The following is a 10,553-nucleotide window of genomic DNA, read 5'->3' as shown; positions in this document are numbered from 1 at the left end:
GCGTGCGCTTCTACACGCGCTACAAGAGCGTGATGCAGCGCTGGCCGGACTCGATCGCCAAGGGCGCCGAGTTCACCATGCCGGTGGCGAAGTAAACCCGACCATCACCACAACAGGGCGCCATGGAGACATTCGACTACATCATCGTGGGCGCAGGTTCTGCCGGCTGTGTCCTGGCGAACCGGCTGACGCAGGACCCGGACGTCAACGTGCTGCTGCTGGAAGCCGGCGGCAAGGACGATTACCACTGGATCCACATCCCGGTGGGCTATCTCTACTGCATCGGCAACCCGCGCACCGACTGGCTCTATCGCACCGAAGCCGAAGCGGGGCTGAACGGGCGCTCGCTGGGCTATCCGCGCGGTCGCGTGCTGGGCGGCTGTTCGTCGATCAACGGCATGATCTACATGCGCGGCCAGCGCGAGGACTATGACGAGTGGGCGCGGCTGACCGGCGACGACGGCTGGCGCTGGGACAATGTGCTGCCGCTGTTCAAGCGCAGCGAAGACCATCACCGCGGCCCGAGCGAATTCCACGGCGCCGGCGGCGAATGGCGGGTCGAAGGGCAGCGGCTGCGCTGGGACATTCTCGAACGCTTTGCCGACGCCGCCGAGCAGGCGGGCATTCCGCGCACCGACGACTTCAACCGCGGCGACAATTTCGGCGTCGGCTATTTCGAAGTGAACCAGCGCCGCGGCATCCGCTGGAATACCGCCAAGGCATTCCTGCGGCGTGCCTCGGAGCGGCCCAACCTGACCATCGTCACCGGCGCGCAGGTGAGCGGGCTGAGCTTCGACGGGCGCCGCTGCACCGGCGTCAACTATCTGGGCGGCGGCCGCGCGCACGCGGCGGCGGCCACGCTCGAGGTGATCCTCGCCGCCGGCGCGGTCAACACGCCGCAGTTGCTCGAGCTGTCGGGCATCGGGCAGGCCGAACGGCTGCAGGCGCTGGGCATTCCGGTGCGCCACGCGCTGCCCGGGGTGGGCGAGAACCTGCAGGACCACCTGCAGCTGCGCAGCGTGGTCAAGGTCAACGGCGTGCGCACGCTGAATACGCGCGCCGCCAGCCTGTGGGGCAAGTTCTGCATCGGCGTGCAGTACGCCTTCAACCAGAGCGGGCCGATGAGCATGGCGCCATCGCAGCTGGGCGCGTTCGCGCGCTCGGATCCGTCGCAGGCGCGGCCGAATATCGAGTACCACGTGCAGCCACTGTCGCTCGACAAGTTCGGCGATCCGCTCCATGCCTTCAACGCCTTTACCGCCAGCGCCTGCAACCTGCGCCCGAGTTCGCGCGGCAGCGTGCATGCCGGCAGCGCGGATTTCCGCCAGGCACCGGTGATCGCTCCCAACTACCTGTCGACCGAGGAGGACCGCAAGGTCGCCGCCGATTCGATCCGGCTTACGCGCCGCATCGTCGCGTCGCCGGCGCTGGCGCCGTACCGGCCCGAGGAATGGCTGCCGGGGCCCGCGTTCCAGAGTGACGAAGAACTGGCCGAAGCCGCCGGCAATATCGGCACCACCATTTTCCATCCGGTCGGCACCTGCAAGATGGGCCGCGCCGACGATCCCATGGCGGTGGTCGACCATCGGCTGCGCGTGCTGGGGGTGCAGGGACTGCGCGTGGTCGATGCCTCGGTGATGCCGCTGATCACGTCGGGCAACACCAACTCGCCGACCATCATGATCGCAGAGCGCGCCAGCGACATGATCCGCGAAGACCGCAGGCAGCGCGCCATGCCGACCGAAGTGGCCAACTCGGAAGAGGCGCCGGCGCAAGCTCCGGCCGACGCCGGTCCCGTGCCGGTGACAGCGGCCACAAGCGCTTGAAGCGCCACGCCACATGACCACCGGCGGGGCGGTGATCGTGTGGCCTTTGCGACGCTTGTGCGGCCGCAAAAAAACTGACACTTGGTTCATGTTTCATAGTGCAAACCCCGATGTTTTGCGATGCAACAGGCGCACACAATAGACGCCTCACAGGGTGCTTCGGCCGCACATGCCATGCCGCCGCCGCAACCCGCGCGGGAGCCGCCCCGCACTGATAAAAACCGCGGGCTTGGCCGGCAACCACGGCGAGCCTGACGGAACAAGCGGCAGTAAGGGCCTACAAGGCCGGTTCGGACCATTGTCAGTGCCGGGCATCACCCCGGCAGTTCAGCAAGAGGGCGGGCAGGAGACATGAACCAGCAGGAAACCATCCTGGAAACGCGGAACCTCACCAAGGAGTTCAAGGGGTTCACGGCGGTGAGCGACGTCAACCTGCGGGTGCGCCGCGGCTCGATCCATGCGTTGATCGGCCCCAACGGCGCGGGCAAGACCACTTGCTTCAACCTGCTCACCAAGTTCCTGGAGCCGACCACCGGCACCATCCTTTTCAACGGCATCGACATCACGCGGGAAAAGCCGGCGCAGATCGCGCGGCGCGGCGTGATCCGCTCGTTCCAGATCTCGGCGGTGTTCCCGCACCTGACGGTGATGGAGAACGTGCGCATCGGGCTGCAGCGGCAACTGGGTACCGCATACCAGTTCTGGCGCAGCGAGCGCTCGCTCGATGTGCTCAACGACCGCGCCATGGAACTGCTCGAGCAGGTCGGCCTGACCGAGTTCGCGCATACGCTCACGGTGAACCTGCCGTACGGGCGCAAGCGCGCGCTGGAGATCGCCACCACGCTGGCGATGGAGCCCGAGCTGATGCTGCTCGACGAACCCACGCAGGGCATGGGCCACGAGGACGTCGACCGCGTCACGCAGCTGATCAAGCAGGTCTCGGCGGGCCGCACCATCCTGATGGTGGAGCACAACATGAGCGTGGTCTCGTCGATCGCCGACAAGATCACGGTGCTGCAGCGCGGCGCGGTGCTGGCCGAAGGCCCGTATGCGGAAGTGTCGAAGGACCCGCGCGTGATGGAGGCCTACATGGGCACCGCCGACGCGGAACTGCAGGGCGCGCACTGAGGCCGGGGGGACGACACATGAGCACAGCCAATACTCCCGCCCTGGAAATCAAGGGCCTGCACGCCTGGTACGGCGAATCGCACATCCTGCACGGCGTCGACCTGACCGTGAACCGCGGGGAGGTGGTGACGCTGCTGGGCCGCAATGGCGCCGGGCGCACCACCACGCTGCGCGCGATCATGGGCCTGACCGGCGCGCGCAAGGGCTCGATCAAGGTGGACGGCCACGAGACCATCGGCCTGCCCACGCACAAGATCGCGCACTACGGCATCGGCTATTGCCCGGAAGAGCGCGCCATCTTCTCCAGCCTCTCATGCGAAGAAAACCTGCTGCTGCCGCCGCAGCTGAAGGGCAAGGATTCGGGCATGAGCGAGGCCGACATCTACGAGATGTTCCCGAACCTGAAGGAGCGCCGCCAGAGCCAGGGCACGCGCCTGTCGGGCGGCGAGCAGCAGATGCTGGCGGTCGGGCGCATCCTGCGCACCGGCGCCAACCTGCTGCTGCTCGACGAGATCTCGGAGGGGCTGGCACCGGTGATCGTGCAGGCGCTCGCGCGCATGATCCGGATGCTCAAGCAGAAGGGGTACACAGTGGTGATGGTGGAGCAGAACTTCCGCTTTGCCGCACCGCTGGCGGACCGCTTCTACGTGATGGAGCACGGCACCATCGTCGAACGCTTCGCGGCCAGCGAGCTGCAGGCCAAGATGCCGGTGCTGCATGAATTGCTCGGGGTCTGATCCGCGCAATGCGGGTCGATGGTTGCTTGTTGGCAGGAACGGGTGGCGCGCACGCCGCCGCAAATCAGGAGACAGGGAAATGAAAAAGACTCGGCTCGCGGCCGCGATGGCGGCCATTGCCATGGGTGCGGTGTCCTTCGGCGCTGCCGCACAGGTATCGGGCGACACCGTCAAGATCGGCTACATCACCGACATGTCGGGCCTGTATGCCGATATCGACGGCCCCGGCGGCCTCGAAGCCATCAAGATGGCGATCGAGGACCGCGGCGGCAAGGTGCTGGGCAAGCCCATCGAGATCGTCTCGGCCGACCACCAGAACAAGGCCGACATCGCCGCCTCGAAGGCGCGCGAATGGATGGACCAGCAGGGCCTGGACATGCTGCTGGGCGGCACCAACTCCGGCACCGCGCTGGCGATGAACAAGGTGGCCTCCGAGAAGAAGCGCGTCTACATCAACATCGGTGCCGGCACCGCGCGCCTGACCAACGAAGAGTGCTCCCCTTACACGGTGCACTACGCCTATGACACGGTGGCGCTGGCCAAGGGCACCGGCAGCGCGGTGGTCAAGCAGGGCGGCAAGTCGTGGTTCTTCCTGACCGCCGACTACGCCTTCGGCCACTCGCTGGAACAGGACACCGCCGCGGTGGTCAAGGCCAACGGCGGCACGGTGGTGGGCCAGGTGCGCCATCCGCTGTCGGCGTCGGACTTCTCGTCGTTCCTGCTGCAGGCGCAATCGTCCAAGGCGCAGATCCTGGGCCTGGCCAACGCCGGCGGCGACACCATCAACTCGATCAAGGCGGCCAAGGAATTCGGCATCACCAAGTCGATGAAGATCGCCGGCCTGCTGATGTTCATCAACGATGTGCACAGCCTCGGGCTGAAGAACACCGAAGGCCTGCTGATGACCGACAGCTGGTACTGGGACATGAACGACGACACCCGCAAGTTCGCCAACCGCTTCTTCGGCAAGATGAAGAAGATGCCGAGCAGCTTGCAGGCCGCGGACTACTCGGCCGCCAGCACCTACCTGAAGGCCGTCGAAGCCGCCAAGACCGACGATCCGGACAAGGTCATGGCCGAGCTGAAGAAGATGAAGATCAACGACTTCTACACCAAGGGCTATATCCGCCAGGACGGCCGTGGCATCCACGACATGTACCTGATGCAGGTGAAGACCGCGGCCGAATCGAAGAAGCCGTGGGATTACCTGAAGGTGGTCGCGACCATCCCGGGCGACCAGGCCTTCACCACGGTGGCCGAGTCGAAGTGCGCCATGTTGAAGAAGTAAGAAACCAGGCCGGCTGGGGCGGTTAGCAAGCCGGCCGGTTTGCTCCCCTCTCCCGCGCGCGGGAGAGGGGCCGGGGGAGAGGGCGGGAGCGAGCCGGAGCGATGCCGGCAAGCGTGTGGTGGCGTAAGGAACGCCTGCTCCCGCGTTGAGGTTCGTAGCCCCTTCCGCGCCGGCCCTCTCCCCCAACCCCTCCCCCGCAAGCGGGAGAGGGGAGACTCCACCAGCAATCGATGCCCATGGACATCTTCGGAATCCCTTTGCCGGCCATGCTTTCCCAGCTCTTGCTGGGCCTGGTCAACGGCGCCTTCTATGCGATGCTGAGCCTGGGCCTGGCGGTGATCTTCGGCCTGCTCAACGTCATCAACTTCGCGCACGGCGCGCTCTTCATGCTGGGCGCGGTGCTGGCCTGGATGGGCATGGAGTACGCCGGGCTGAACTACTGGATCATGCTGCTGCTGTCGCCGCTGGTCGTCGCCGCGCTGGGCGTGGTGATCGAGAAGACCATGCTGCGCTGGATCTACAAGCTCGACCATATCTACGGCCTGCTGCTGACGCTGGGCATCACGCTGGTGATCGAGGGCATCTTCCGCTCGGTCTACGGTGTCTCGGGCCTGCCGTACCAGACCCCGGACGCGCTGCAGGGCGCGACCGACCTGGGCTTCATGATCCTGCCCAACTACCGCGCCTGGGTCGTGGTGGCGTCGCTGGTGGTGTGCTTTGCCACCTGGTACGTGATTGAAAAGACCAAGCTGGGCGCCTACCTGCGCGCCGGCACCGAGAACCCCAAGATGGTCGAGGCCTTCGGCGTCAACGTGCCGCTGATGGTGACGCTGACCTACGGCTTCGGCGTGGCGCTGGCCGCGTTTGCCGGCGTGCTGGCCGCGCCGGTGATCCAGATCTCGCCGCTGATGGGGCAGAACCTGATCATCATCGTGTTCGCGGTGGTGGTGATCGGCGGCATGGGTTCGATCATGGGCTCGATCCTGACCGGCCTCGGGCTGGGCGTGATCGAAGGCCTGACCAAAGTGTTCTACCCGGAAGCATCGTCGACCGTGGTGTTCTTCATCATGGTGATCGTGTTGCTGCTGCGCCCGGCCGGGCTGTTCGGCAAGGAGAAGTGATGAGCGCACCCTCGACATCATCGACGCCAGCCACCGTGGCGGCCAATGCAGGCAAGGCAGGAAAGGGACAAGGCGTGCAGAAGAAACTGTTGTACGGATTGCTGCTGCTGGCTCTGCTGGCGGCGCCGCTGGCCGGGGCGTATCCGGTGTTCGTGCTCAAGGTGCTGTGCTTCGCGCTGTTTGCGTGCGCCTTCAACCTGCTGATCGGCTACACCGGGCTGCTGTCGTTCGGTCATGCGGCGTTCTTCGGCGGCGCCGGCTACGCCGCCGGCCACGCCATGAAGGTGTGGGGCGTGACGCCGGAGATCGGCCTGATCCTGGGCACCGGCACGGGCGCGCTGATCGGCTACGTGGTGGGTTCGCTGGCAATCCGGCGCCAAGGCATCTATTTCTCGATGATCACGCTGGCGCTGGCGCAGATGCTGTTCTTCATCTGCCTGCAGGCGCCGTTCACCGGCGGCGAGGACGGGCTGCAGGGCATTCCGCGCGGCAAGCTGTTCGGGGTGCTGTCGTTGTCGGATGACCTGACGCTGTACTACGTGGCGCTGGTGATCATCGTCGCGGCGTTCGCGCTGATCGTGCGCACGGTGCATTCGCCGTTCGGCCAGATCCTGAAGGCGATCAAGGAGAACGAGCCGCGCGCGGTGTCGCTGGGCTATGACGTCGACCGCTTCAAGCTGACCGCGTTCGTGCTGTCGGCGGCGCTGTCGGGGCTGGCCGGCTCGATCAAGGCGCTGGTGCTGGGCTTCGAGACCCTGACCGACGTGCACTGGTCGATGTCGGGCTCGGTGATCCTGATGACGCTGGTCGGTGGCCTGGGCACGTTGTCGGGCCCGATCGTCGGCGCCTTCGTGATCGTCGCGCTCGAGAACAAGCTGGGCGACATCGGCAACTTCCTGGCGTCGGTGACCGGCATCTCGTGGTTCGGCACGCTGGGCGAGTCGGTGACGATGGTGACCGGCGTGATCTTCGTGATCTGCGTGCTGACCTTCCGCCGTGGCATCATGGGCGAATTGCTGGCGCGCTTCGGCGGCCACGCCGGGCGCAAGGAGTGACCGCGGGTCGACATGCCCGATTCTGGGGCTAGGGTTTTTTCTAGCTTGTCCTCGATGCACCGCTTCGTTACATTCCATATACGGTTTTCGCAGGTTAAATGGAGGCGGAAGCGAGGAGACGACAGGCGCGCACCCGGTGTCGGGTAGCAGCGTTATAAATGAAGGGCGTTGCCGGGTGATCCTCGGCAACGCTTTTTTCATTGGGGCTTCCCGCCCGTCAGTGACGCTTTCGCCCCGTTCTGGGGCACTCATGCCGCATCGGCATCACCTCGCGGCCTCACGCATGCGACAATGCGGGCGCTCCTTGCTGCCCGCCCATGTCCGCCACCGACTCCCCTGATCCATCCCCCACTGTCCCGCACGCGGGCGGCCAGGCCGCGCCGCAGGTCCGGGTACGCCTGGGGCAGGGCGCCGATGCCGCCCTGGTGTCGGACTGGCTGGACCGGATCCAGCCCTTGCCCGTACCCGCCGCGCGCGCGCGGGAACTGATGCTGGGCGAGCTGCTGGCCCAGTCCGGGCGCGGCATCTGCCTGCTGGCCAGCGACGCGCCGGACGGCGGGGCTCCGCTCGCCTGCCTGCCGGTGGCCCTGTTGCCCAGCCTCGAGCTGGCGGGCCTTGCGGCCTGCGCCAGCGAATGGTGGGTACGGCCTGAACTGGACGCCACCACCCGCCGGGCCTGCCTGGAAGCCTGCTGCGCCACGCTGGCCGAGTGGGGACGCGCGCACGGCATCCGCCATGCGCTGCTGGCGCCGGGACTGGTAGCCGGCCACGGCGGCGCGCCGCCCGGCTTCCGCCTGCACGGCAACGGCATGTGGCACGGCAGCTTGGCGCCGGCGGCCAAGGTACTGGGCTGATCCGCTTGCGCCGGTTGTGCACCGGCGCCGCGGTACCGGCCGTGGCCGGCCTGCCTCCCTTCCTCTTTCCCCTTTTCGCTTTTCTGCAATGACGGAATTCGCATTCCTGGCGGTTGCCGCCTTTCTTGCCGGCCTGATCGACGCGGTCGCCGGCGGCGGCGGGCTGGTCCAGATCCCGGCGCTGTTCTCGGCCTATCCCAACCTGGCGCCGGCGACGCTGCTCGGCACCAACAAGGTCGGTTCGATCGCCGGCACCGCCAGCGCGGCGCTCCGTTACGGCCGCAGCGTGCGCATCTACTGGGGCGCGACCGCACCGGGGGTGGTCGCGGCCTTTGCATGCTCGATGGCCGGTGCCTGGGCGCTGACCATGATCCCGGCCGAGCCGCTGCGCAAGGCGCTGCCGTTCGTGCTGGTGGCGCTGCTGGTCTACACCGTCGCCAAGAAGGACCTGGGCGCCGAGCACGCGCCCACGCTGAGCGGCTGGGGCGAACGCGGCGCGGCGCTGCTGGCCGGCGCCGTGCTGGGTTTCTACGACGGCGTGTTCGGGCCGGGCACCGGCAGTTTCCTGATGATCGTGTTCGTGCGGGTGTTCGGCTATGACTTCCTGCACGCCGCGGCGTCGACCAAGCTGGTCAACCTGGCCACCAACCTGGCGGCGTTGCTGCTGCTCGCCAGCAAGGGCCATATCTGGTGGCAGCTGGGCCTGGTGATGGCGGTGGCCAACGTCGCCGGCAGCCAGGTCGGCAGCAAGCTGGCGCTGCGCCATGGCAGCGCCTTCGTGCGCAAGGTGTTTATCGTAGTGGTCAGCGCGCTGATCCTGAAGACCGCCTGGGACGCCTTCGTGCGCTGACGGCAAAGCCAGGCGTGACAGGCGTGACAGGCGATGCGGGTTAATCCTCGCTGTTCGCGCCAGGGCCCTGTGATAGACTCGATCCGCATTCCCGACCGCACGGTCGGTGAATCACCGAAGCGCCTTTCCGGGGGAGTGGCGTGGACGGGAAATGGGGAGCGGCCTGGTGTCGTTCCTGGTTGTAGCGCAGGTGCCGGCGCTGTGCCTGCGTTGACCCGAGGGGTCGTCCAAAAAAATGGGCATCCGCCGGCGGACGCCGGACGGATGCCTTTCCGTTTCAGGAACCGAAGGAGACAAGATGGATTTCAAGCGCGCCAGCCTGCTGGCAATCGCTGCGGCCAGCCTGGCTGCCGGGGCCGCCCAGGCGCAGGTCAAGGTCGGGGTGACGGTGTCGGCCACGGGTCCGGCGGCATCGCTGGGCATTCCGGAAAAGAACACCTTCACGCTGATGCCCAAGGAGATCGCGGGCAAGAAGATCGAGTACATCGTGCTGGACGATGCCTCGGACACGACCACGGCGGTCAAGAACACGCGCAAGCTGATCAGCGAGGACAAGGTCGACGTGATGGTCGGCTCGACCGTCACGCCCAACTCGCTGGCGATGGTCGACGTGGTCGCCGAGAACGAGACCCCGATGATCACCATGGCCGCCTCGGCCCGCATCATCGAGCCGATGGATGCCAAGCGCGCCTGGGTCTTCAAGACCCCGCAGAACGACTCGCACATGGCCACCGCCATTGCCGAGCACATGAGCAACAACAACGTGAAGACGGTGGCGTTCATCGGCTTCGCGGATGCCTATGGCGACAGCTGGGCGCAGGAATTCGTCAAGGTCGCCGAGCTGCGCAAGATCAAGGTGGTCGCCAACGAGCGCTTTGCCCGCACCGATACCTCGGTCACCGGGCAGGTGCTGAAGATGATGGGCGCCAACGCCGACGCGGTGCTGATCGCCGGCTCCGGCACGCCCGCGGCGCTGCCGGCCAAGACGCTCAAGGAGCGCGGCTACAAGGGCAAGGTCTACCAGACCCACGGCGTTGCCAATGCCGACTTCCTGCGCGTGTGCGGCAAGGACTGCGAAGGCACCTTCCTGCCCGCCGGCCCGCTGCTGGTGGCCGAGCAGCTGCCCGACAGCAACCCGGTGAAGAAGCCGGCGCTGACCTACAAGACCGCCTACGAGAAGGCCTTCGGCGGACAGGTCTCGACCTTCGGCGGGCACGCCTGGGATGCGGGCCTGATCCTGCAGCACGCCATCCCGGAAGCGCTGAAGAAGGGCCAGCCGGGCACCAAGGAGTTCCGCAAGGCACTGCGCGATGCCATGGAGCAGACCAGGAACCTGCCGGTCTCGCACGGCATCATGAACATGAGCGCCACCGACCACCTCGGCTTCGACCAGCGCGCGCGCGTGATGGTGCAGATCGTCGACGGCAAGTGGAAGCTGCTGAAATAAGCGGCTGAGCCCGGCGTCTGGCGCCGGCTGGCCAGGGCGTGCCGAAGTCGCAGTGAAGCAGGGCGCATGGCTGACCATGCGCCCTTTTTTCTGGTGCTGCCCGGGCAACTGCGCGCCAACCTAGGGTTGCTCTGTATTTCCGCAATGCGCAACCCGTTTACTATTTCGTAACCCGAAGCGCACCACCCTGTCGGCCCGTCGGCGCCCCGCCGACCCCGTTCGATGCAGGCAGGTTTTCCAACAAGAC

The 10,553-nt window shown here is 66.6% G+C and carries 9 protein-coding genes; all 9 read left to right on the top strand.

Translation table 11 applies throughout. From position 1 onward, the window contains the following. Window positions 1–122: 122 nt before the first annotated feature. The 9 genes from C7416_RS24310 to C7416_RS24270 all read left to right on the top strand — a co-directional run bounded on the left by C7416_RS24310 (window position 123) and on the right by C7416_RS24270 (window position 10,306). Window positions 123–1,826 carry a GMC family oxidoreductase gene (locus C7416_RS24310; protein ID WP_111521302.1) on the top strand — a complete coding sequence of 568 codons (1,704 nt, stop codon included), beginning with the start codon at window positions 123–125 and terminating at the stop codon, window positions 1,824–1,826. Between the two features lie 351 nt (window positions 1,827–2,177). Then, window positions 2,178–2,954 (top strand): ABC transporter ATP-binding protein, encoded by a 777-nt coding sequence (locus C7416_RS24305; RefSeq protein ID WP_062795877.1) that lies wholly within the window; start codon window positions 2,178–2,180, stop codon window positions 2,952–2,954. Between the two features lie 17 nt (window positions 2,955–2,971). Beyond that, entirely contained in the window at window positions 2,972–3,691 is a 720-nt protein-coding gene (locus C7416_RS24300; RefSeq protein ID WP_062795876.1) for an ABC transporter ATP-binding protein, read from the top strand. Window positions 3,692–3,770: 79 nt separating this feature from the next. After that, window positions 3,771–4,979 (top strand): ABC transporter substrate-binding protein, encoded by a 1,209-nt coding sequence (locus C7416_RS24295; RefSeq protein ID WP_111521301.1) that lies wholly within the window; start codon window positions 3,771–3,773, stop codon window positions 4,977–4,979. Window positions 4,980–5,215: 236 nt separating this feature from the next. Further along, the gene (locus tag C7416_RS24290) at window positions 5,216–6,100 is read left to right on the top strand and encodes a branched-chain amino acid ABC transporter permease (protein ID WP_111521300.1); all 885 of its coding nucleotides are present in this window, start codon (window positions 5,216–5,218) and stop codon (window positions 6,098–6,100) included. Then, entirely contained in the window at window positions 6,100–7,155 is a 1,056-nt protein-coding gene (locus C7416_RS24285; protein WP_240988124.1) for a branched-chain amino acid ABC transporter permease, read from the top strand. The genes C7416_RS24290 and C7416_RS24285 overlap by 1 nt, the downstream gene beginning before the upstream one ends. A gap of 317 nt (window positions 7,156–7,472) precedes the next feature. Then, complete coding sequence (locus C7416_RS24280; RefSeq protein ID WP_111521299.1) at window positions 7,473–8,009, top strand: hypothetical protein; 537 nt, start codon at window positions 7,473–7,475, stop codon at window positions 8,007–8,009. Window positions 8,010–8,097: 88 nt separating this feature from the next. Beyond that, window positions 8,098–8,859, top strand: coding sequence for a sulfite exporter TauE/SafE family protein (locus C7416_RS24275; protein WP_111521298.1), 762 nt, complete (start codon window positions 8,098–8,100; stop codon window positions 8,857–8,859). Window positions 8,860–9,157: 298 nt separating this feature from the next. Beyond that, a complete protein-coding gene (locus C7416_RS24270) occupies window positions 9,158–10,306 on the top strand; it encodes an ABC transporter substrate-binding protein (protein WP_111521297.1) in 1,149 nt (382 codons plus the stop codon). The last annotated feature ends 247 nt before the right edge of the window (window positions 10,307–10,553 follow it).

This window comes from Cupriavidus phytorum, assembly GCF_003254285.1.
Classification (GTDB): Bacteria; Pseudomonadota; Gammaproteobacteria; order Burkholderiales; family Burkholderiaceae; genus Cupriavidus; species Cupriavidus phytorum.
Note: the sequence above shows the minus strand (reverse complement) of the source record. Positions and strands in the feature narration are given on the sequence as shown.

Excerpts from the sequence above, each read along its gene's own strand:
- C7416_RS24310 (WP_111521302.1), top strand. The coding sequence starts at position 123 with ATGGAGACATTCGACTACATCATCGTGGGCGCAGGTTCTGCCGGCTGT.
- C7416_RS24305 (WP_062795877.1), top strand. The coding sequence starts at position 2,178 with ATGAACCAGCAGGAAACCATCCTGGAAACGCGGAACCTCACCAAGGAG.
- C7416_RS24300 (WP_062795876.1), top strand. The coding sequence starts at position 2,972 with ATGAGCACAGCCAATACTCCCGCCCTGGAAATCAAGGGCCTGCACGCC.
- C7416_RS24295 (WP_111521301.1), top strand. The coding sequence starts at position 3,771 with ATGAAAAAGACTCGGCTCGCGGCCGCGATGGCGGCCATTGCCATGGGT.
- C7416_RS24290 (WP_111521300.1), top strand. The coding sequence starts at position 5,216 with ATGGACATCTTCGGAATCCCTTTGCCGGCCATGCTTTCCCAGCTCTTG.
- C7416_RS24285 (WP_240988124.1), top strand. The coding sequence starts at position 6,100 with ATGAGCGCACCCTCGACATCATCGACGCCAGCCACCGTGGCGGCCAAT.
- C7416_RS24280 (WP_111521299.1), top strand. The coding sequence starts at position 7,473 with ATGTCCGCCACCGACTCCCCTGATCCATCCCCCACTGTCCCGCACGCG.
- C7416_RS24275 (WP_111521298.1), top strand. The coding sequence starts at position 8,098 with ATGACGGAATTCGCATTCCTGGCGGTTGCCGCCTTTCTTGCCGGCCTG.
- C7416_RS24270 (WP_111521297.1), top strand. The coding sequence starts at position 9,158 with ATGGATTTCAAGCGCGCCAGCCTGCTGGCAATCGCTGCGGCCAGCCTG.